The sequence below is a fragment of the Phaeobacter sp. NW0010-22 genome (assembly GCF_040365955.1).
In the GTDB taxonomy this organism is placed as follows: Bacteria; Pseudomonadota; Alphaproteobacteria; order Rhodobacterales; family Rhodobacteraceae; genus OMPR01.
The window spans coordinates 257,410-278,292 of the sequence record NZ_BAABWT010000004.1; the positions used below are offsets into that span (position 1 = coordinate 257,410).

19 protein-coding genes are annotated in these 20,883 nt (G+C 55.4%); 10 read left to right on the forward strand and 9 right to left on the reverse strand.

Going from position 1 to position 20,883, the window contains the following annotated elements:
• Positions 1 to 6 precede the first annotated feature (6 nt).
• The 3 genes from prfA (at position 7) to ABWV33_RS10690 (ending at position 2,908) form a co-directional block, all read left to right on the forward strand.
• Positions 7 to 1,062, forward strand: a complete 1,056-nt coding sequence (gene prfA / locus ABWV33_RS10680) for a peptide chain release factor 1 (protein ID WP_113824669.1) — start codon at positions 7 to 9, stop codon at positions 1,060 to 1,062.
• Entirely contained in the window at positions 1,059 to 1,904 is an 846-nt protein-coding gene (prmC, locus tag ABWV33_RS10685) for a peptide chain release factor N(5)-glutamine methyltransferase (RefSeq protein WP_353330653.1), read from the forward strand. The genes prfA and prmC overlap by 4 nt, the downstream gene beginning before the upstream one ends.
• A 233-nt stretch (positions 1,905 to 2,137) precedes the next feature.
• Positions 2,138 to 2,908, forward strand: a complete 771-nt coding sequence (locus ABWV33_RS10690; protein WP_353330655.1) for a DUF4167 domain-containing protein — start codon at positions 2,138 to 2,140, stop codon at positions 2,906 to 2,908.
• A gap of 79 nt (positions 2,909 to 2,987) precedes the next feature.
• On the opposite strand, the gene rsmA is transcribed toward ABWV33_RS10690, so the two are convergent.
• The 5 genes from rsmA to lptF form a co-directional block, all read right to left on the reverse strand.
• A complete protein-coding gene (gene rsmA / locus ABWV33_RS10695) occupies positions 2,988 to 3,830 on the reverse strand; it encodes a 16S rRNA (adenine(1518)-N(6)/adenine(1519)-N(6))-dimethyltransferase RsmA (RefSeq protein WP_353330932.1) in 843 nt (280 codons plus the stop codon).
• 212 nt (positions 3,831 to 4,042) lie between these two features.
• Positions 4,043 to 5,263 carry a peptidylprolyl isomerase gene (locus ABWV33_RS10700; protein WP_353330657.1) on the reverse strand — a complete coding sequence of 407 codons (1,221 nt, stop codon included), beginning with the start codon at positions 5,261 to 5,263 and terminating at the stop codon, positions 4,043 to 4,045.
• Positions 5,264 to 5,280: 17 nt separating this feature from the next.
• Entirely contained in the window at positions 5,281 to 7,449 is a 2,169-nt protein-coding gene (locus ABWV33_RS10705) for an LPS-assembly protein LptD (protein ID WP_353330659.1), read from the reverse strand.
• Positions 7,449 to 8,546 carry an LPS export ABC transporter permease LptG gene (gene lptG / locus ABWV33_RS10710; RefSeq protein ID WP_113824464.1) on the reverse strand — a complete coding sequence of 366 codons (1,098 nt, stop codon included), beginning with the start codon at positions 8,544 to 8,546 and terminating at the stop codon, positions 7,449 to 7,451. The genes ABWV33_RS10705 and lptG overlap by 1 nt, the downstream gene beginning before the upstream one ends.
• Entirely contained in the window at positions 8,543 to 9,679 is a 1,137-nt protein-coding gene (lptF, locus tag ABWV33_RS10715; protein ID WP_353330662.1) for an LPS export ABC transporter permease LptF, read from the reverse strand. The genes lptG and lptF overlap by 4 nt, the downstream gene beginning before the upstream one ends.
• A 135-nt stretch (positions 9,680 to 9,814) precedes the next feature.
• Between lptF and ABWV33_RS10720 the strand changes: the two genes are divergently transcribed.
• Together ABWV33_RS10720 and ABWV33_RS10725 are read left to right on the forward strand one after the other, a co-directional pair.
• Complete coding sequence (locus ABWV33_RS10720; RefSeq protein ID WP_353330664.1) at positions 9,815 to 11,281, forward strand: leucyl aminopeptidase; 1,467 nt, start codon at positions 9,815 to 9,817, stop codon at positions 11,279 to 11,281.
• Between the two features lie 5 nt (positions 11,282 to 11,286).
• A complete protein-coding gene (locus tag ABWV33_RS10725) occupies positions 11,287 to 11,745 on the forward strand; it encodes a DNA polymerase III subunit chi (protein ID WP_353330666.1) in 459 nt (152 codons plus the stop codon).
• Positions 11,746 to 11,810: 65 nt separating this feature from the next.
• On the opposite strand, the gene ABWV33_RS10730 is transcribed toward ABWV33_RS10725, so the two are convergent.
• From ABWV33_RS10730 to ABWV33_RS10740, 3 genes are read right to left on the reverse strand one after another with little or no spacing between them, the layout of a single operon-like run.
• A complete protein-coding gene (locus tag ABWV33_RS10730; RefSeq protein ID WP_353330668.1) occupies positions 11,811 to 12,392 on the reverse strand; it encodes a retropepsin-like aspartic protease family protein in 582 nt (193 codons plus the stop codon).
• A gap of 39 nt (positions 12,393 to 12,431) precedes the next feature.
• Positions 12,432 to 13,052: a MarC family protein gene (locus ABWV33_RS10735; RefSeq protein ID WP_113824460.1), complete on the reverse strand. Its 621-nt coding sequence runs from the start codon at positions 13,050 to 13,052 to the stop codon at positions 12,432 to 12,434.
• A complete protein-coding gene (locus tag ABWV33_RS10740; protein WP_113824459.1) occupies positions 13,049 to 14,905 on the reverse strand; it encodes an ABC-F family ATP-binding cassette domain-containing protein in 1,857 nt (618 codons plus the stop codon). The genes ABWV33_RS10735 and ABWV33_RS10740 overlap by 4 nt, the downstream gene beginning before the upstream one ends.
• Positions 14,906 to 15,008: 103 nt before the next feature.
• On the opposite strand from ABWV33_RS10740, the gene ABWV33_RS10745 reads away from it, so the two are divergent.
• Together ABWV33_RS10745 and ndk are read left to right on the forward strand one after the other, a co-directional pair.
• Positions 15,009 to 16,211, forward strand: coding sequence for a multidrug effflux MFS transporter (locus ABWV33_RS10745; protein WP_353330671.1), 1,203 nt, complete (start codon positions 15,009 to 15,011; stop codon positions 16,209 to 16,211).
• A 141-nt stretch (positions 16,212 to 16,352) separates the two neighbouring features.
• On the forward strand, positions 16,353 to 16,775 hold the full coding sequence (gene ndk / locus ABWV33_RS10750; protein WP_113824457.1) for a nucleoside-diphosphate kinase: 423 nt from the start codon (positions 16,353 to 16,355) through the stop codon (positions 16,773 to 16,775).
• Here ndk and ABWV33_RS10755 read toward each other — a convergent pair.
• Entirely contained in the window at positions 16,772 to 17,104 is a 333-nt protein-coding gene (locus ABWV33_RS10755) for a TfoX/Sxy family protein (protein WP_113824456.1), read from the reverse strand. The two genes, ndk and ABWV33_RS10755, sit on opposite strands and share 4 nt — an antisense overlap.
• 112 nt (positions 17,105 to 17,216) lie before the next feature.
• On the opposite strand from ABWV33_RS10755, the gene ABWV33_RS10760 reads away from it, so the two are divergent.
• The 3 genes from ABWV33_RS10760 (at position 17,217) to ABWV33_RS10770 (ending at position 20,883) form a co-directional block, all read left to right on the forward strand.
• A complete protein-coding gene (locus tag ABWV33_RS10760) occupies positions 17,217 to 18,440 on the forward strand; it encodes a cytochrome P450 (RefSeq protein WP_353330673.1) in 1,224 nt (407 codons plus the stop codon).
• Positions 18,441 to 18,607: 167 nt separating this feature from the next.
• Positions 18,608 to 20,134, forward strand: a complete 1,527-nt coding sequence (locus ABWV33_RS10765; protein ID WP_353330675.1) for a CHAD domain-containing protein — start codon at positions 18,608 to 18,610, stop codon at positions 20,132 to 20,134.
• Complete coding sequence (locus ABWV33_RS10770; RefSeq protein ID WP_353330677.1) at positions 20,131 to 20,883, forward strand: ParA family protein; 753 nt, start codon at positions 20,131 to 20,133, stop codon at positions 20,881 to 20,883. The genes ABWV33_RS10765 and ABWV33_RS10770 overlap by 4 nt, the downstream gene beginning before the upstream one ends.

Below are 20,883 nucleotides of genomic sequence, written 5' to 3' on the forward strand. Positions count from 1 at the left end.
GCCCTGATGATCCCAGAAGAACGCCTAGAACAGATCACCCAAAGGTTTCAGTTTCTTGAGGCTGCAATGGCCGATGGGGCCAGCGGTGGTGACATAGCGATGCTCGCGAAAGAGTATTCAGATCTGCGCCCTGTTGTAGAACAGATTTTGGCGTGGCGTCGGCTGCTGACCGACGTAGCTGAAGCCGAAGACATGTTATCAGATCCTGATATGAAGGAACTGGCCGAAGAAGAGCTGCCGGAACTGCGGGCCAAGATGCCCGACGCCGAACATGCGCTTCAATTGTCGCTGTTGCCCCGTGATGCGGCAGATGTGCGCCCGGCCATGTTGGAAATCCGTCCCGGTACGGGCGGGGACGAAGCCGCGCTGTTTGCCGGGGATCTGGTGCGCATGTATCAGCGCTACGCCGAAGCGCGCGGCTGGAAATTTGAGATCATCGAAGAACAGCTCACGGAATTAGGCGGCGTGAAAGAGGTTGTCGCCCACATCAAGGGTGAGAATGTATTTGCGCGTATGAAATATGAATCCGGCGTGCATCGTGTGCAACGGGTGCCAACAACAGAAAGCGGGGGCCGTATTCACACCTCTGCTGCAACCGTTGCCGTGCTACCCGAGGCCGAAGATGTAGACATTCAGGTCGACGCAAATGATCTGCGGATCGATACAATGCGCAGTTCGGGCGCAGGTGGTCAGCACGTGAACACCACGGATTCGGCCGTGCGGATCACGCACATACCGTCCGGAATTGTGGTGACCAGTTCGGAAAAATCACAACACCGGAATCGTGAAATCGCGATGCAGGTTTTGAAAACACGACTGTACGATGCGGAACGACAACGCATTGATGGCGAACGATCCGCAGATCGGGCCAGTCAAGTGGGGTCGGGGGATCGCTCAGAACGTATCCGAACCTACAATTTCCCGCAGGGCCGCATGACGGATCACCGGATTAACTTGACGCTCTATAAGTTGGACCAGGTCATGCAAGGTGATTTGGACGAGGTGATTGATGCGCTGACGGCGGATGATCAGGCACGCAAACTGGCTGAGATGGGGCAATGAGCACCGCACAAACCGCTGCGCAGGCCATGGTCGGGGCCACCCAAAGATTACGGGCGGCAGGCGTGGCTGACCCTGCGCGGGATGCGCGGATCTTGTTGGCCCATGCCGCTCGGATCGAAGCAAGTCGCGTTACCTTGATTGCGCCCGAAGATCTGGATCCGGACATTGCGGACCGCTATGAACAACTGATTTCGCTGCGCGCCGTGCGTGTTCCAGTGTCTCACCTGTTGGGTGAGCGTGAATTTTACGGCCGCCGTTTCAAAGTCAGCAGCGATGTCTTGGACCCACGTCCCGAGACGGAAACCTTGATTGAGGCGGCGTTGGCTCAAACTTTTGACCGTGTTTTGGATCTTGGGCTTGGATCGGGCTGCATCTTGGTCACCCTACTGGCCGAGCGGACCAGTGCAACAGGCGTTGGTGCCGACCTCAGTGAACCGGCCTGCCTTCAGGCAAGTGCGAACGCGGTATTGCACCGGGTTCAGGATCGGGCCGAGATCATCTGCTCAAATTGGTTCTCTGCGATTGAAGGGCGATATGATTTGATCGTATCCAACCCGCCCTATATCGCCTTGGATGAAATGGCCGGGCTCGAGGCAGAAGTGCGCGATCATGAGCCGGAGATGGCATTGACCGATGGGGGCGATGGTTTGGGCGCCTATCGAGAGCTTGCAGCGGGTGCGCCGGACTATTTGTTGCCAAGGGGGCGTTTGCTTGTCGAAATCGGGCCGACCCAAGGCTCTGCAGTGGCTGCGCTTTTTGACGCAGCCGGTCTGAGTGAGATTCGCATTATCCCTGATCTGGATGGGCGGGATCGGGTTGTTAGCGCACAAATACCCGGCTGATTTGGCGAATTGTTGCTGAAAACCTCTAAACCTGCCGAAAATACACTCCTTTTTTCAAGCGCCCTCTTGCCTGAACCGTCTGGACGTGATTACTCAGGGGTGTCGCGGCGATTGACGCTTACCCGCTCATCCCCGACGCCAAGCCCCACAAGTCGATGACCCGGCACACACTGAACGCACGAGGCGTCAAACGGGGCAATCGGTAGCGCATAACAAGGCTGACAAAAGATATTATGAGATCTTCCAAATCCCGTTCGCGGTCGAAAAACAACCGCAGCCGGCCTTCTGGTGGCAACGTCGTCAACCGCGTGTTTGACAGCTCGGGCCCCGAAGGCAAGGTGCGCGGCACGCCGCAGCAGATCATTGATAAATACAACCAGCTCGGGCGCGATGCGCAGCTGGCAAATGATCGTGTCGCCGCGGAGAATTTTCAACAGCACGCTGAACACTACATGCGGATGCTGAGCGAAGCGCAGCGTGAGCAAGATGCCCGCCGCGAAGAGCAGGAACGCCAGAACCGTGAGCGCCAGGCAGAGCGTGACCGTGAGCGCGCTGAGCGCCAGGATCGCGAACCTGCACCACAGCAGCAGGGCCAGCAGCAACCGCATCAGCACGGCCAGCAGCAACCGCAGCCGCACCAGCAATCCCATCAGCCACAACAACAGCAACAGCGGCAACCTCGGGTTGATGATCCTGCGAATGCACCGCAACCTGATGTGTTGGACCTCAACGACAGCTCGGACGAAAATACTGGCTTGGTCGAAACACCGGAAAGCAAACCGGCTAAACCGCCACGTCGCCCCCGGACACGCAAACCCGCGCCCAAGGCCGAGACTCCGAACACAGACGTAGCTGGTGGCGAAGCGCCTGCCGCTGAAGCTACGGCACCTGCGGCTGAACAACCAGCCGAGGCGCCAAAGCCAAAACGCGCACGGGCTAAGAAACCCGCCAAAGCCCCCGAGGCTACGCCAGATGAAGGCGGTTCACCAGAAGCGGCTGAATAAGCCGCTCAGTGAACGAGGTTCTAGAATTCAAAAGGCCTCCGAATTTCGGAGGCCTTTTTCTATCAGAGACGTTTGTTTCTCAGCTCTTATCCATCTCACGCGCTAAGGCGCAAAATGCTTCAAGTGGAACCTGTTCGGCGCGCTCTGTGGGTTTGATCCCGGCCGCCAACAGCCGATCCTCGATATCAGGGGCTTGCCCTTTGAGCGCCGCGCGCAACATTTTGCGACGCTGATTAAATGCTGCAGCCACCACCCGGCTGAGAACGCCCGCAGGGGCGGGAAACCGGGGCTCGGGCAGGGCGGTCAAATGGACTACTGCGCTCGACACTTTTGGCGGTGGCGTGAATGCCCCTGGGGGCAATGACAGAACAATGTGAGCGTCGGCGCGCCACTGCGCCAAAAGTGCAAGACGACCATAGGCTTTGGATCCCGGTTGGGCCACGATGCGCTCGGCGACTTCACGTTGGAACATCAAGGTCAGGCTCTGCCAGAACGGTGGCCAATCTTTTGGGGTCAACCAACGCACCAACAGTTCGGTTCCCACATTGTACGGCAGGTTCGCCGCAATCCGCACAGGTGGCGTCAGGTGCGCCAACGGGTCGATTTCCAGCGCGTCACCGTTGATGATCTCTAACCGTCCCGGATAGGTTTGCGCGATTTCGTTCAGCGCTGGAATGCAACGCGTGTCTTTTTCAACGGCCAGAACCCGACGTGCGCCCTCAGACAGCAATCCGCGCGTCAATCCACCCGGTCCGGGGCCAATTTCAAGCACATCGCATTCGGTCAGATCACCGGCTTGGCGGGCAATCTTGGCAGTGAGATTCAAGTCCAGCAAGAAATTCTGCCCAAGTGATTTCCGGGCAGACAGCTGATGGGTCGCAATGACCTCGCGCAGCGGGGGGAGGGTGTCGATGGCGCTCATGCCCAGAGGTGTAGTGTGTGCCATAGGGCAAGCACCAGTGAATTAGTGTCATTGACGCAATCTTTTCGACAGAAACGTGGGATTAGGGCGCTCGCATCGATGCACGCAACCAATCATCAGCATGCAGCCGCTTGGGCAACATACTGAACTCTCACCGATTGACAGAGGACTGATTTGGAAAACGCGCCCGAACTGGCCGCGTTTCGGTAGGCTTATTCTGACGTAATGACCGCGTCAGCACGAAGCCGTTCCAGCAGGCTTGTCGCAAAGGATTCAAGGCGCTGCTGTGTCAGCGCATTTGCAATGTCCTGACGAGACGTGTCTTCGCCTAACTTTTGCGCCCGACCACACAGCATCAGGAACACCATAGTTTGACCATTGTTCCGGGTCAGCGATGTAGAGATCTCGTTTGGATCAAGCTTAGCCAACTCAAGCGAAATGTCTTTGGGTATTTCGGACGGCTTGGCGGTGACGCGATCAAGCGCCTGTTCTGGTTGGCCCTTGGCGATGCCATATAGGTCATCACAGCTATCCACCTTTTGACGCAAGCTCTGTGCAAGGGATTGCGTTTCCTGACTGCGCCCACCGGGTAAATAGTACGCCGCATATTCAATTGATGCATATTGTGGCGCGCCGCCCGAGACCTCTTGCAGACCGCGCATCTGGAACAAAGCAACCGCATTCGGCAGCGAAATCGGTGCGGATATGTCTCCGGGGTTCAATGCCAGAATGACGGGCTGGAGGCTGGGGGGAAGGCTACTTACCGTAAGCCAATCCATACGGCCGCCATTGCGTTTGGTATCTGAAGCTGAATATTGGGTAGCAGCCGAGGAAAACGCGTCGTAAGATTTCAGACCAGAGATGTCTTGCGCAAGCTGATCAACCTGATCCAATGTTTGCGGAGTAACGGGGATGATGATCTCTGACAAAAGAACCCGCAATCCCCCACCACCGGATTGACCCAAGGCCCGATCGATTTCTTCTTCTGTTGGACGTGCGCGGGACAAGAACCGTGCCGAAATGTAATCGCGCCAAGACAGCTGATTGCCGACAAAGTCGCGAACGGTTTCCGCTGATACACCCGCTTGTCCAACGGCTTTCAGAAACTCTTCTGCAGACATTTGACCACGCGCTGCAAATTCATCGATCCCCAGCTGGACATCTTCGGGTGCGATGGCAAAATCAACATCGGCCAAAATTTGCCGTTTAAGACTCTCATCAATCAGGGTTTTGCGCGCTTCTTTTTCGGCATCTCCCGGGATCCGCAAGATTTCCATGAACAGGATACGTTGCTCAAGCTCGTACCGGGTGATCACATCCTGATTGACGCGGATGGCTGGTGCAAACAACCCCTGTGCCTGGCTTGGGGTTGCAGGAACGGCCAATGTGCCCGCCAAGGCAAGTGCTGTAGCTGATTTAAGCAGACGGGACATAGGTCGGGTCAAGGGAGTCAGGATTTTCTGCATGATCGCCTGTATTCTTTGTTTCCGCTCTGGACGGCAAAACCGTTCAACGCAATGGTAAAGCCGAAATCGGTGGAGGGCTCAATACTTGTCGTCGAGGTGTAGCGCCGGTTCAGGGAAATGTTAACCGTGACACATTCGTTTTGATAGACCAGTCCGACACCGGCCCCGGTCGCGCGCGAGTCTTCGATGTCATACCGCAGGTTGGCGTTGGCCTTCCAATTTGGGGTGACTTGATATCCGCCATCGAACCAGAATTCAGAGACAGCCAATACGCGATTTTCCGCGGGGTCCCGTCCAAGCCACAGATAACTACCGCTTAAGTTTGATCGTGTTCCCGTCCATTCGCCGCGGACTTCGGCCTTTGAGAAATTCAAAGAATTGTTCACCAAGCCACGCGCTGTCAGTGCCAATTTCTCGTCCAGACGCAGTTGACCTGCTAACAGAATGTCAGACGAGGTGCCGCTCAGGCCGGACGTTTTGGAAAACTCGGCAATACTTGTTTCTCGAAAAACCTGACCAACAGTCGCAAAGGCTTGCCACTTTGCGGCAGAATACCCTGCCCAGTTGAGACCAACCACGGCCGAGGCCCCATCCTCGCGTCGGTCTGGGGCCGGAAAGCGCGACAGCGACAGAAGGTTCCCCTGATCAAATTCGACAAAATTGCTTTCGTCGTTTGGCACATCCGCATTCGAAGTGTTTGCCCATCCGACTTGCAAAATTGGTTCAATGAAGTGAGTCATGCCAGACCCAGAACTTCGCGTCATCGGGTACCGCAAAGTCAGTGCCGCGCGTGGCGTGGACCGGGTCGAGCTTGATGGGTAAGTGCTATCGTTAGAAACCCCTGATTTATCGATAGAAACGCCCATCTTCCAATCGACTCGCAGGCCCTGAACAAGGGTCCAGCTGCGCAACCATTCTGCATCTGCAGTCAGGCGGGTCACATCGCGTCCCAAGACGTCAATATCTGCAGTGCGCTGATGGCCGTGCAGATCCAGATTTAGCCGGAACTCTCCACCGATGCTGGTGGGGAACAGTCGTTTCTCATACCCCACGTCGATAATGTTAGATGGGATCTGATCTTCGTTTTCACTGTCGCGTAGGGTTTCATAGTGAATGACGCTCGCGCGAAATGCGCTGTCGCGTTTTACCCGCGTGATTGCGATTTCACTGCGCAAACGGTCAAGGTTGGGCAGGCCGTAATCAACGAGATAGGCATTGTCCGAGACCGTTTTCAGGTCGAATTCAAACTTGAAACTGTTCACAAGATCGAAATCCCCTGTCGCGTAGAAGAATCCACGGTCTTCGTTGGGATACAGATCATCGCGCGTGTAAGCGCCTAACAGTTCAATCCGCCCACGCCGAAACGCCTGCCGAAAGCGGAAATCCAGCGTTTTGGTTTTCGACGAGATATAGGGCGTCACCGTCAAATCCCGGTGATCGCCGAGCTTGAAGAAATAAGGAACTTTGATACCAGTTCCCAATTGTGATGTTGTGCGCCAGGATGGGATCAGAAACCCTGAGGCGCGTTTGAGGTTGGGATCCGGTAACCGCATCCCCGGCAAATAGAAAATGGGCACATCCAGCACGCGAAACTGTGCATTCTCAAAATAGAGCTGCTGCTCCAGTTGGTCGTGGGTGACCTTTTGTGCCCGGATTTGCCAAAGGGGTGGCTTGCCATCTTCACAAATATGACAAGAGGTTACGGACGTTTTGTAAAGTTGAGAGTAACGTCCCCCAACACGTGTCATTTGCAGGGCAGCCAATTGCAACTGCTGATCAAACACAACCCGCGCGCCAGAAAGAATCCCGTTCTGAAGCCCTTCGTCAAGTTCTGCTGAATTGGCCAGAACGGTGACGGTTCCACCTTGGTCAATCCGAATGGGGCCTGTGATTGTTAGCTTGCCGCTTTCCCGATCAAATACAATCTCACGGGCGCGCAACCGGGTATCACCCTGAAACGCTTCGACATTCCCCTTGGCGATCAACTGACGATCGGGCGTGATGAAAACTGAGTCAGCGACCAGCATCGCGGGGGGCTGCACAGCCTCAGCGGACCCATTCGACGACACGGCTGGTGCAGATTGGGCACTCAGAGGGGCGGACAGGCCCAAAAAGCATACGCTAGATAGGACAAGAGACGCAATTTGGCGCATCAGCCATCCTCCGCATGGAGAAGTAATCCGAGGGTCAACATTATCGCCGCAGCAGGTGGGGCCCAAGCTGCAAGAGCCACAGGGATTTGCCCATTTTCACCCAGAATTTGTGCGAAGTTTCTGACGAAATATAGCGTAAAGCCCAGTAGTACCGCCGCCAGAACAGCCAAACCCGTACCTCCAAACCGCGTGTGGCGCATGGTAAAGGCCGCCCCGACAAGCACCATCGAGACAAGGAACAAGGGACGCGCCAGCTCTACCTGAAACCAGACCTGATGCTGCTTGGTCGAAAACCCAGCCTGTTCGAGTTGGCGGATCATGTTGGGAAGGTCATAGATCGAGATACTTTCACGGCGCCCCAGGCTGTCATGAATGCGTTCGCGTGTAAGGGTCGTTGGAATTTTAAGTGTGTCATGCGTCGTTGCAGCTGATTCTGTGTTGGTACCGGTATTCAGGGGCCAGACTTTGACCGTCTTCAGGACCCAGTTGTCGTCTTGCAACTGCGCGCTTTCGGCCGAGATCTGACGAATTGGTCCCCCATTCGGCGCATAGCTTAGAATACTAACTCCAAACAAAGTAATACCATCGCCACCAAACCCCGTTGCGTGAATAACAGATTGCCCCTCCGCACTGCCTTGGCGCAGCCACAGCCCCTCACCGCTGAGCGACAGAACCGAGGGTCCACCCGTCCGATAAGTATCGGACAGTTCTTGGTATCTCTTTGATGTTGCGGCAACAATGGGGTTCAGTGTCGTAACGGCAAGGCCACCAATGATTGACGCCACAAAGATTGGCGCAGCAAGGGCTCTGATACCCGATCGACCAATGGCGCGTGTCACAACCAGTTCGGAACTCCGGGCCATGCCCACGAACAACACAATGGTTGAGAGAATCATCAATAGGGGCAGAATTTCACTAATCGCAGCAGGGGCATTCAGCAGGGTCAGGCCAAACAACTGCCCAAAGGAAACGTCCACCCCTTCGAACCGGCGAAGTTGCTCGATCAGATCGATCAACAGAATCAGGGTCAGAAAAACGGCCCCAATGACCAGAAAACTCTGCAAATAGCGACGGGCGAAATAGCGATCCAGAATCATGAGACACCCCCAACTTTTGGTCTTCGTCGCCAAAGCACAGACAAGGGCCGCGAGGAAAACTGAATGAAGAGCACAGCTATAATGATCCCCAAGACGGTAGGCAGGTAGATGAGAGGCCACAGATCAGGGTTTTCAAGAACCGGGTCGGCCACAAGGCCGCGCAGAACTTCGAGAAAGACCAGGATAACAAAGGCCACCATGGCCTGTCGCCAAACCCCAAATCGGGAAAAAGACCCAAGCAGCAGGGCCGAGTACCCGATAAGCGTTACAGCCACGCATATCAGAGCGCGCGCGAACCTCAGGTGCAATTCATCCGCGATTTGCCCCGATGAATAGCCATCCTGTTCCGAGATCTGAGGCCCCCCGTTGATCATTTCGAGGGTTGGGATCGCTCGAATGTTTCGGGTCCCGTCTTTGGTTTTATTGATCAAAGAGCTGATATCATAAGAAAAATCAGCAAAAACCGTTGTCGACAGGGTGTTGTTCTTCTCATCAAGGCTTTGTGCAAGCCCGTCCACCATGATCAGGTTGCTCTGGTCACCATTCCGAACAAGGAACGCTTTGGAACCGGTATAGATAACACTTTGCTTTGGGTTGCGGCGGTCGGACAGAAATACATCATTCAATGTTCCATCCGCATCAATTTGACGAATATAGAATGTAACCCCGGAAGCCGGATGTAAAAAACTACCTTCGCTCAAGAGACGTGCAGTCACATTACGCGCCACTTCTGCTTCGCGGATGGCAAGCTGCTTGATCGACGCGGGCAACAATACATGGGTCAACATGCTCATCATCGCGGCTGCGATCAGACCAAATACAAAAACCGGACGCGCCAAACGCCACGGACTGGATCCCGTGGCCTGCATGACGGTTAGTTCGCTGTCGTTCTTCAAGCGGTTGGTAACAAAAACGGATGCAGCAAAGGCAGCAATAGGCAGAACCATTCGGATGAGATTCGGTAGCGTCAATGCTGTGAATTCCAAGAAAACAAACGCCGATTGACCGTCGCCAATCAGCTTGTCGAACAGGACAACCGCTCGGTTTATCCAGAACACAGCAACAAGAATCAGTGCAAAAAAGCCGAAGAACAGCAGAAATTGCGACAGGACGTATCTGTCGTATCGTGACACTGCGATCCCCCCGGAGCCTGCCAAGTTATTTTTGGTGACCTTAGTCCAATTGATCGCCGGGGAAAACTGCTATCTGGTCAATATGCAGTAGTCACGCTACCTGTTTGTAAACCACATGTTGAGGAACCCCATAAAATGAGCAGCCTGACCCCGATCCGTTTTCAACCCACCGACTTGGATACGATGGCCTCCGCCGAGGGCCGTGTCGCCATCATCATACCGCCCGAGGGGAAAATGGATCCGGCCGCGCGGCGTGCGAACCGGCTGACCAAAGGGGCCGTTGCGCGTTTGGTCGAAAGCGAAAAGTTCACCAAAGCCAAGTCAGGACAGGTTATTGCACTGGCGTGGCCGGCAGGCATGGCAGCCGAAGCGTTGGATGTTTTGGTGCTGTCACGGCGTGCCGACGCAGCCGAAGCGCGCAAAGCGGGCGCATCTTTGGCCAAGCTACAGGGCGTTGCACCGCTGCATCTGATGGCGGGTGGCCAGAACCGGGCAGAGCAGGTCGCGTTGGGAATCGCTCTGCGAAACTATCGGTTTGATGCGCATAAAACGGCCGATGCGGAAACCGCAGGTGATGTCGTAATCTCTCACACCAAGTCTGAAGAGATTGCCGAAGCCTATGCGCCGCTGCAAGCGGTGGCCGAAGGCGTGCACATGACACGGGATCTGGTGAACGAACCCGCCAACATCCTAACAACCACCGATTTCGCAAATCGACTGGCTGAAATGGAATCACTGGGTCTCAAGGTCGAAGTTCTGGAAGAAGACGCATTGGCCGAATTGGGCATGCGGACATTGCTCAGCGTTGGGCAAGGCTCTGTCAGCCCTTCCAAAGTTGTTGTGATGAAATGGGACGGTGGTGAAAAAGACGCGGCTCCATTGGCTCTGGTTGGCAAGGGTGTCGTCTTTGATACCGGCGGGATTTCTCTGAAACCAGCCGGGGGCATGGAAGAGATGACCATGGATATGGGGGGGGCTGGTGTCGTTGCTGGTACCATGCGTGCCTTGGCGTTGCGCAAGGCAAAAGCCAATGTTGTTGGTCTGGTTGGCTTGGTTGAAAACATGCCCTCTGGCGAAGCGACGCGCCCCGGCGACGTTGTTAAATCCATGAAGGGTGACACGGTCGAGATCATCAACACTGACGCCGAAGGGCGTTTGGTTCTGTGTGACGTGATGTGGTACGCGCAAGAACGGTTCAAACCTGCAGGAATGATTGATCTGGCCACGCTGACCGGTGCCATCATTATTGGCTTGGGCCATGAAAATGCAGGCGTATTCTCAAACGATGACACCCTGTGCAACGCGTTCCTCAAAGCCGCCAGTGCCGAGGACGAAGGCGCGTGGCGAATGCCCTTGGGCAAGGGCTATGACGATTTGCTAAAGTCGCGTATCGCCGACATGAAAAACATCGGCGGACGTCCGGCAGGCTCGATCACGGCGGCGCAATTCCTGCAGCGGTTCGTGAAAGAAGAGACCCCTTGGATCCATCTGGATATTGCAGGCGTTGCTCTGCTGTCCGGCGAGTCCAGCTATGCGCCCAAAGGGGCGACCGGTTGGGGCGTTCGCGCACTCAGCCGTCTGGTGCAGGACCACTTTGAGTAAAACCCATGGGAGCCGCTTATTTCTATCATCTGACGCGCGGACCACTCGAGGAGACTTTACCTGTCCTCTTGGGCAAAGCGCGTCAGGCCGGTTGGCGCATTGCCGTGCGGGGCACAGATCCGCAGCATCTGGCGTGGTTGGATGAGCGGCTTTGGCAGGGACCCGAAGACGCGTTCCTGCCGCATGGTTTAGCGGGGGGTCCGCACGATGCGGATCAGCCGATCCTTTTGACTACATCAGCGCAGGCCGCCAACGATGCGACCTGTGTTATGGCCGTTGTCGGCGCTGCTGTGACGGCAGAAGAGGTGACCGCCCTAGATCGCGTTTGTATTCTGTTCGATGGTACCGACCCCGAAGCGGTCCAGCACGCCCGCACCCAGTGGAAGGCGCTTACCGATGCGGGATGTTCAGCCCAATATTGGTCTGAAGAGTCTGGGCGTTGGGAAAAGAAGGCCGAAAAATAGACCCCCTAAATTTGTATACTTAACAATGCCTTGTGGCGCAAAGATCATGTTGAGATTGTCACGATCTAACGCGACAGAATCAGATTTCCATCGGTAATGGCAAAGCTTGAAAACCTCTGAAGGTATTCCATGCCCAACAGGGATCTATCCATTTCCCCTTCATTGACCCAGGCCGAAATGCCCTGATCCCTGAACGGTCCCAGCACTATTTCTTCGATCACGGCGGGGGCTGTGCGGACTTCGCCATTGGCTGTGAGCGCGCGTCCAAAATAGTTGAGCTCTTTTAGATCGATGCCGATTTTTTCTGCATCTGCGTGGCTCAGAACGATCTGGCTGGCTCCTGTATCAACAAGGAAATCCACCGGGGTCCCGTTCACTTTAAGCTGGAGATAGTAATGCCCATCGCGGCCACGAGGGACGGTGATGGCATTTTCAGATGCCGTCATACGTGCCGCAGGGCTGACGGTAGTCCGGATATCTTCCCACAATCCAATCACAGCGATAACGCCGACGAATATGAAAACCCAAGCCAACGCATGTTGCATCGTTTTCCCCAAAGAGGCGCGGTTCTGGGCAATAAACCAAAACACCAAGGCAGCAGCCAACAAGCTTAGATACACCAGCCGTGCTGTATTCTCGCCGTCCATGTCTGCTCCTACTGGTTGTGGTAGTGGGAATATGGGGCGTCAGCCCGCAAAACCAAAATCTCGTAACCCACTTAGGATAAATTGAACGGACAATGCGGCCAACAACATGCCCAACAGACGCGTCATCACGTTCAGCCCGGTTTTCCCCAATAAACGCGCCAGAACGCCCGACGACAGATACAGCACCAGCACGACCGCGACGACGGAAACCATGACGCCAATCACAACGGCTGTGCCCTGCAGACCGGGTGCTTGCCCCGCAAGCAGGATGATGGTGGCGATGGATCCGGGCCCAGCAATGAACGGAATCGCAAGCGGAAAAACCGACGGATCGGTGTTCTCTTCCTCTTCCGCGTTGCTTTCGCGGCGTTTGGTGCGTCGTTCGAACAACATCTCTATTGCGGTGAGAAACAACAAAACCCCGCCAGCGACACGAAAGGCGGGCATGGATATGCCCACAAACCCCAGAACCGATTCCCCGAACGCCGTGAACATCGCCAGAATGACTGCGGCAGTCAGACAGGCCCGGATCGCCACACCGCGTCGTGCGGCGGGATCCATCCCTTGCGTCAACGCCATAAAGATCGGAGCCTGACCCGGTGGATCAATCACCACAAACAAGGTGGTAAAGGCGGTGACCAGAAAGGCGTAGTCGATCATAGGGCCTCAGCTTTTTCCAATTTTTCCAAGGCCTTCATCCACAACTCTTCGGCGCGATCTTGTGCATCCATGACTTCGGAATACTTGCGCTGCCAAACGATGGCTTCGTCTTTGCGTTCTTCATCATACAAGGCTGGATCGGCCAGTTTTGTTGCCAGCTTGTCGCGCATCTCGCTGATTTTCTGAAGCCGTGCCTCGCCTTTACGCACCTCGCCACGCAGCGCAGTGATTGCATCGCGCGAGGGGCGTTGCTTGGCTTTTGCTTTCGGCGCAGACGGTTTTGCCGCAGGTTTGTCGCGCGTCAAAAGCAGATCGCGATAAGACGGCAAATCACCCTCGTAAGGTTTGACCGTACCGCCTGACACCAGCCACAGGCGGTCAGCGACCAAGCTCAGCAAGTGCATATCGTGGCTGACCAGAATGACCGCACCGGTATAGGCGGTCAGCGCCTCGACCAAGGCTTCGCGGCTTTCAATATCAAGGTGGTTGGTCGGCTCATCGAGGATCAGCAAGTGCGGCGCGGGCAGGGTGGCCAGCAACAACGACAGGCGGGCCTTTTGCCCCCCGGACAGACGGCCAACCTCGGTGTCAGCCTGATTTGCCCCCAAACCAAAGCCCGCAAGACGGGCCCGCAACTTGGATTGCCCTTCGTGGGGGCGTTCGCGCATCAGGTGCTGCAACGGTGTTTCGTCGATAAACAGCTCATCCACCTGATGCTGGGCAAAGAAGCCGATCCGCAATTTGCTGGATTGGGTCATCTTGCCCGACATCACATCCAACCGGCCTGACAGCATTTTCGAGAGTGTTGATTTGCCCTCACCGTTTTTGCCCAACAAAGCGATCCGGTCATCTTGGTCGATGCGCAGGTTCAGTTTGCTCAGGATCGTGGTGTCATCATATCCAACAGACGCACCTTCGGTGGCGATAATGGGCGGCGACAGTTCCTCGGGTTCGGGGAATGTGAAAACAGTCCGCGCCGCGTCTTCGGGCGCCCGGATGGTTTCCATCTTTTCCAACATCTTAACCCGGCTTTGCGCCTGCTTGGCTTTGCTGGCCTTGGCCTTAAAACGATCAACAAAGGCCTGCAGGTGCGAGCGCCGTGCATCTTGCTTTTTGGCCTGTGCCGCCTGATTGGCCCGATTCGCCGCGCGTTGGCGGGCAAACTGATCATAGTTGCCTGAATAATAGGTCAGCCCCAGATCTTCGAGGTGAAGGATTCCGTTGACTGAGCGGTTCAGCAGCTCACGGTCGTGACTGATGATGATGACCGTATGCGGGTATTTGGTAAGATAGCTTTCAAGCCACAACGCCCCTTCGAGATCCAGATAGTTGGTCGGTTCGTCAAGCAGCAGCAGGTCGGGCTGTGCAAACAGCACCGCCGCCAAAGCAACACGCATTCGCCAACCGCCTGAGAAGTCTGAGCAGGGGCGCAGTTGAGCTTCAAAATCAAATCCCAACCCTTTGAGAATCGCAGCGGCGCGTCCCTCAGCGGACCAGGCGTTGATGTCGGTTAGGCGGGTCTGAATCTCTGCGATCCGGTTGGCGTCCTGCGCGGTTTCAGATTCGGCCAACAAATCTGCCCGCTCGGTGTCGGCGGCCAGTACGGTATTGATCAGCGACACCTCGGACGAGGGCGCTTCTTGCGCGATCCCACCGATTTTGGCGCGATTGGGCAAGGAAATATCACCGGATTCCAAGGACAACTCATTCCGGATCAACCGGAACAGCGTTGTCTTGCCGGTGCCGTTACGCCCCACCAATCCGACCTTATGGCCTGTGGGGATCGTGGCACTTGCACCATCGAACAAAAGACGGCCTTCGACCGCATACGAGATATCTTGGATCTGTAACATGACGTGCTCTTAGCAGAGCCTTTGCGCCACCACCAGCGGCTTAGGATGGTCAAAGTAATTGCCGCATGATACCGCAAGCAGGGTTCGATTTCGAAAGCATCCCATGCGTCCTGCTCAAAGCCCACCCCATATCGTGACGTTGATCCTCAGCACTGCCTTGGCTGTGTTGTCGCTGAACATGTTTCTGCCCTCGCTCGCCAATATGGCTGTCGACTTTGAGACCGACTATGCCGTGGTGAATCTGTCGATTGCGGGATACATCGCGGTTTCCGGGGTGTTGCAGATCATCATGGGGCCGCTGTCTGACCGATATGGGCGACGCCCCATTCTGCTGGCTTCGCTTGGGATCTTTGTCGTGGCCTCGATCGGCTGTGCCTTGGCGCAATCGATCTGGGTGTTTCTTGGGTTTCGTCTGTTGCAGGGTGCCGTTGTGGCGGGCCAGGTGTTGTCGCGCGCCGTGATCCGGGACATGCATTCCGCGAATGAGGCGGCAAGCAAGCTGGGCTATGTGTCGATGGCGATGGCTCTTGCACCAATGCTGGGGCCCATGTTGGGTGGCGCGCTTGAAATGCTCTTTGGCTGGCGTGCCAGCTTTGTGCTTTACACCGCTTTGGGGTCGGGCGTCTTGATCCTGCTCTGGGTCGATCTGGGGGAAACCAACACATCTCCCTCAGAAACCATGGGCCAGCAATTCCGCACCTATCCCGAACTGTTCGCATCGCGCCGGTTCTGGGGGTACAGCCTATGTGCCGCATTTTCGGTTGGGGGATTTTATGCCTTTATCACAGGCGCCCCATTGGTTGCCGCCGCTTGGTTCGATCTGAACCCATCCCAATTGGGTTTGGGGATTGGCATCATTACAACGGGCTTCATGGCCGGGAACTTTGTCACCGGTTTGATTGCAGCCCGTACCAAGCTGATCAGCATGGTCTTGGTGGGCCGCGTGGTGGCCACAGTTGGTCCGTTGGGTGGTTTGATCCTGTTCCTGATGGGATATGGAAATGTCTGGGTCTTTTTCATCTCAGCTATTTTCATTGGCTTCGGCAATGGTCTGACGCTTGCGAATGCCACTGCCGGGCTGATGTCGGTGCGTCCGCATCTGGCAGGCAGTGCCTCGGGCCTGTCCGGGGCAATGACCTCAGGGCTCGGTGCAATCCTGACAACCGTGAACGGCGCATTGGTCAGCCCGGAAAACGCGCCCTACATGGTGCTGGGCCTGATGATGGCGGCCAGCTTTCTGGGTTTGGTCGCCGCACTCTATGTGGCGTGGGTAGACAAGATTGACCCACTGGCAGACACGATCTGACGGGCCAAGGTACAGGTTTTCGCCCCGCCTAGGTGGATAGATCCATCATAACACTTTTCATATAACCGATACCGTGTTACGGCGGCGCCCGATATACATCGGCACGAGAGGGCTCGTGCTGTCTGATTAAGGAGAGGCCTGATGGCTCTGGAACGCACTTTTTCGATCATCAAACCCGATGCAACCCGCCGCAACCTGACCGGCGCAATCAACGCCAAGTTCGAAGAAGCGGGCCTGCGCATTGTTGCACAAAAACGCATCCACCTGACCGCTGCTCAGGCTGGTGAGTTCTACAAAGTTCACGCCGAGCGTCCTTTCTACGGCGAACTGTGTGAATTCATGGCATCCGCTCCCATCGTTGCTCAGGTTCTCGAAGGCGAAGGTGCCATCGCGAAAAACCGCGAAGTCATGGGCGCAACCAACCCAAGCGACGCAGCCGCCGGTACCATCCGCGCTGAATTCGCTGAATCTGTTGGTGAAAACTCGGTTCACGGATCCGACGCACCTGAGACCGCCGCAGTAGAAATCGCGTATTTCTTCTCAGGTCTCGAGCTGGTTGGCTAAACCCGCTTTTCGATCACACCGATCGCGTCAAGGGCCGCTTCGAATTCGGAGCGGCCTTTGTCGTAAGAAGACGCCACAATAGCGTCGAACCGTTTGCGCAGGGCCTTCTTTTCGTCCCCCTTGCAATCGTTCCAGGGTCGCCCTTGCAACGCCATGACCAGCACGTAATATCCGATAAAGTGGGGTTTGCTGCCGTGCTGCAGCAATCGGGCATAGGCCGGGTCGGCTCCCAGCTCTCTTAGTTCTTGTGCGGAATGGATCCCTGCGCGTGCGCAGCTTTCCTCGTATGCAGGGCCAAGATTTCGAATTGAGGAAACAGGATCAGTCATAGGGAATCTCTAACCTGTGATCCTAGGGGTGTCGACCAGTCTGCGACATTCCAGACCTTGCGGTCGGTTAATGCCCTGCCTAAGCATTTGTGTAAGGACAGGGAGAGAGCACATGACGCACACAGTAACACGCGACGCGATCGCGCGTTTTGATTTGGCGAATCCGCCTGCAGGATTCACCGACGACCCATTTCCGTTTTATGATGCATTGTTGGCCTATGCCCCTGTGTTGCCGCAACCCGATGGGTCAGTTCTGCTTAGCCGTCACGCAGACCTGGATCGGATTTATCGTGACACAACTCTGTACTCGTCGGATAAAAAGGCAGCGTTCGGCCCAAAGTTTGGGGTGGATTCCCCTTTGTTCGAACATCACACAACTTCCTTGGTGTTCTCAGACCCGCCGCTGCACACCCGTGTGCGCAAAATCATGACCTCGGCACTGACGCCACGGGCCATCGCGCGGATGGAACCGGGATTGGTTCAGACGGTGGACTATTTGTTGGATGCAATGGCGAGCAAAGAGCAGGTGGACCTGATCGAAGATTTCGCCTCGACCATCCCAATTCAAATTATCGGGAATTTGTTAGATGTCCCGATGGACGAACGCGGCCCCCTGCGGGATTGGTCACTGTCTATCCTAGGAGCCCTCGAACCCACACTGACCCCGGCACAGTTGGCCGAAGGACAAGACGCGGTGACGCAGTTCAAAACTTATCTTGAGGATCTTGTCCGGCGTCGCCGCACCACGCCGGGAGACATCGAAACCGACGTGCTGACCCGCCTGATCAAAGGGGATGGGGCGGACGGCCAGCTCTCGGAAATCGAACTGCTGCAAAACTGTATTTTCATTTTGAATGCCGGGCATGAAACCACCACGAACCTGATTGGGAACAGCCTTGCGTTGCTCAATGATCATAGCGATCAAAAGCAACGCCTTTTGGATCAACCTGACCTGATAAACCCCTGTATCGAAGAGGTATTGCGGTTTCGCTCTCCCAACCAAATGGGCAACCGGGAAACCACTGCAGAGATCGAGATTGATGGCCTGACGATCCCGACGGGAACCAATTTGCACCTGTGTATGGGCGCGGCCAATCGCGATCCGGCAGTGTTTGATCAACCAACGCACTTCGACATTTCGCGCAAACCAAATCGCCATCTGGCGTTTGCGGGCGGGCCACATGTTTGCGTGGGTCTGACACTTGCACGTCTAGAGGGGCGCATCGCGTTGTCCCGGTTCTTGGCACGTTTTCCAGACTATCACATCATGGAGGGACGTCAGCCCGGGGGGCGAATTCGATTCCGTGGATATGCCTCTCTGCCAGCAACCCTTTAAGGCAGGCAGATGAAACAAAGGCAGAGCGATTGGTGTCTTATCCAAATGTTCTGCCATTCAATTCAGCGTTCATCTTGAGACCTGATAGCGACGGCGTCATGATGGTGATTAAACACCGTCATATTTTTGGCTTAGCCATATTTCCTAAGAAAGTTTGATACGCTCTCATGACCACTCCTTCTGAACATCTGATTGTTATTCCAGGTGAGATGGACGCAACACAATTGGAAGGCGCAATCGGGAAACTGCGTGTGCGGGTCGATCCACCGCTCGCGCCGATTGCATTTCAACTTTGGGATTGTTTTGATCAATCCCTCCGGCAGGCCGGTAAGGTTTTGGTCGAATTTGACAATCGGTTTTTGCTGATTTCGGGCGGCGGCGGTTGTGTGATGCAATCCGCCCAACGATCAGGGAATTTTGTTTCTGATTTGGAAAGTGGGCCGGTCAAACAGGGGCTGCGTAAGGTGCCGCCTCTGCGTGCTTTGTTGGAAACCGGCGCTGGCGAACTCGAGATCCGCCGCATCGGAGTGTTGGATTCCTTGCAAAAAACGCAGGCGCGGGCGGTTGTGCATACCCTTCGCACAGAAGATGGCGTTGTTACGCTGGTTCTGATGCAACGGTTGCGGGGCTACGACAAAGCCTTCGCCGTATTGGAAACCGCGCTGAAACACCTTGCCACAGCTAAAGCGCCGGTCATTGATGCGTTCCAGTCCATCAGACCCAATCTTGCGTGCTATACTGCAAAGCCGGACTTTGGGTTCGGGTCAGACACACCAATCTATGACGCCGTCACCGAAATCATCCAGGGTTTGCTGGATGTTGCACGCGCCAATGAGGCAGGTATCGTTGCGGATCATGACACCGAGTTCCTACATGATTACCGCGTTGCAATCCGTAAAATCAGATCGGTGTTGAATGCCTGCAAGGGGGTGTATTCCCCTGATCAAATGAACGCGCTGAACCAAAGTTTCGACAATCTCATGGCCCCAACCGGCCGTTTACGTGATCTCGATGTGCAGGAAATGGATCAGGCGGGCTATTTTGAAATTGTGCCAGAAAACCTGCATCCGGGTTTGCACCTCATGGCGCGCGCCTTTCACAAGCAACGAATGGCTGATCACCGTAAATTCGCCAAGTATTTGTCCAGCCGACCTTACCAGAAAACGATCCGCGCTCTGGCGGCCCAAGTGTCCGAAGCAGGGGCGCTGGAACCTGGGCCAAAAGCGGATCAGGCAGGGGTACGTTTTGCCTGCAAGATGATCTTGAAACGATACAAGAAGTTACAGCAAGCGGTGCAGGCGGGCGGCAAGCATGCCTCTGACGCCCAGCTCCACAATATTCGGGTTCACTGTAAGCGTTTACGCTATGCCCTAGAGCTTTTTGCCCCTTTGTTTCCGTCCAAGGGCGTAAAACCGGTTCTGAGATCGTTGAAAAAAGCACAAGAGGATCTGGGCGCGTTCAACGACTATGTGGTTCAACAAGATGCCCTACAAAGGTTTCTGAACACCCATGCCGCCAAGAGCAAAGCGGACAGTCGTGAAATTGCCCTGTCGGTGGGCGGGGTTGTTACTGTTTTGACTCATCGCCAGAGCATTGCGCGGGCGAAATCGGTTGCGCATCTCAGCCGCCTCGGCAGCCCCGAATATCAAAAGAACCTTCGCCAGATCCTGACGGCACCGGAGACAAAAGAATGAAAGTGATTGCGTGTTACAGCAACAAAGGCGGCGTCGGGAAAACGGCAACGTCGGTGAATCTGGCCTATGCTTATGCACGATCCGGGGCGAGGGTGCTGTTGTGTGATTTGGACCCACAGGGCGCGTCGAGCTTCTATTTGCGCGTGAAACCTTCCAAAAAGCTGACCGAAACGCGGTTTTTTGAGGATGTGGAACGGTTTACCAAAGCCATTCGGGCAAGTGATTTTGAAAATCTCGACATCTTGCCAGCCAATATGACATTCAGGGATTTTGACGTCTTCTTATCCCGGATGCGCAATAGCAGGTCGCGTTTGAAAAAGGCGCTGCGCGCTGTGGATGGTGACTACGACGTAGTTCTACTTGATTGCCCGCCAAACATCTCGGTTCTCTCGGAAAGCGTTTTCCGCGCCGCCGACACTGTTGTGGTTCCGGTTATCCCAACGACACTGTCCGAACGCACGCTGGAACAATTGGTGGCCTTCTTTGACGAAAACAAACTGAACAAACGAAAGCTCGTGGCGTTCTTCTCCATGGTTCAGGGACAAAAATCCCTGCATGTCGGCACGATGGAGCGGCTCCGTAAAGACTATAAAAAGATGTTCTTGAAAACCGTCATGCCATTTTCCACAGATGTCGAACGCATGGGGATTCACCGGGCGCCGGTACGCACCTACGCGCCCAAACGACCCGCGGGAAAGGCGTTCCATTCTCTTTGGCAAGAGCTGGAGGCACGCGGCAAGAAGAGGTGA

What these genes read in the sequence shown, in the direction of transcription:
- prfA (WP_113824669.1), top strand. Translation starts at nt 7, where the DNA reads ATGATCCCAGAAGAACGCCTAGAACAGATCACCCAAAGGTTTCAGTTT.
- prmC (WP_353330653.1), top strand. Translation starts at nt 1,059, where the DNA reads ATGAGCACCGCACAAACCGCTGCGCAGGCCATGGTCGGGGCCACCCAA.
- ABWV33_RS10690 (WP_353330655.1), top strand. Translation starts at nt 2,138, where the DNA reads ATGAGATCTTCCAAATCCCGTTCGCGGTCGAAAAACAACCGCAGCCGG.
- rsmA (WP_353330932.1), bottom strand. Translation starts at nt 3,830, where the DNA reads ATGAGCGCCATCGACACCCTCCCCCCGCTGCGCGAGGTCATTGCGACC.
- ABWV33_RS10700 (WP_353330657.1), bottom strand. Translation starts at nt 5,263, where the DNA reads ATGTCCCGTCTGCTTAAATCAGCTACAGCACTTGCCTTGGCGGGCACA.
- ABWV33_RS10705 (WP_353330659.1), bottom strand. Translation starts at nt 7,449, where the DNA reads ATGCGCCAAATTGCGTCTCTTGTCCTATCTAGCGTATGCTTTTTGGGC.
- lptG (WP_113824464.1), bottom strand. Translation starts at nt 8,546, where the DNA reads ATGATTCTGGATCGCTATTTCGCCCGTCGCTATTTGCAGAGTTTTCTG.
- ABWV33_RS10720 (WP_353330664.1), top strand. Translation starts at nt 9,815, where the DNA reads ATGAGCAGCCTGACCCCGATCCGTTTTCAACCCACCGACTTGGATACG.
- ABWV33_RS10725 (WP_353330666.1), top strand. Translation starts at nt 11,287, where the DNA reads ATGGGAGCCGCTTATTTCTATCATCTGACGCGCGGACCACTCGAGGAG.
- ABWV33_RS10730 (WP_353330668.1), bottom strand. Translation starts at nt 12,392, where the DNA reads ATGGACGGCGAGAATACAGCACGGCTGGTGTATCTAAGCTTGTTGGCT.
- ABWV33_RS10735 (WP_113824460.1), bottom strand. Translation starts at nt 13,052, where the DNA reads ATGATCGACTACGCCTTTCTGGTCACCGCCTTTACCACCTTGTTTGTG.
- ABWV33_RS10740 (WP_113824459.1), bottom strand. Translation starts at nt 14,905, where the DNA reads ATGTTACAGATCCAAGATATCTCGTATGCGGTCGAAGGCCGTCTTTTG.
- ABWV33_RS10745 (WP_353330671.1), top strand. Translation starts at nt 15,009, where the DNA reads ATGCGTCCTGCTCAAAGCCCACCCCATATCGTGACGTTGATCCTCAGC.
- ndk (WP_113824457.1), top strand. Translation starts at nt 16,353, where the DNA reads ATGGCTCTGGAACGCACTTTTTCGATCATCAAACCCGATGCAACCCGC.
- ABWV33_RS10755 (WP_113824456.1), bottom strand. Translation starts at nt 17,104, where the DNA reads ATGACTGATCCTGTTTCCTCAATTCGAAATCTTGGCCCTGCATACGAG.
- ABWV33_RS10760 (WP_353330673.1), top strand. Translation starts at nt 17,217, where the DNA reads ATGACGCACACAGTAACACGCGACGCGATCGCGCGTTTTGATTTGGCG.
- ABWV33_RS10765 (WP_353330675.1), top strand. Translation starts at nt 18,608, where the DNA reads ATGACCACTCCTTCTGAACATCTGATTGTTATTCCAGGTGAGATGGAC.
- ABWV33_RS10770 (WP_353330677.1), top strand. Translation starts at nt 20,131, where the DNA reads ATGAAAGTGATTGCGTGTTACAGCAACAAAGGCGGCGTCGGGAAAACG.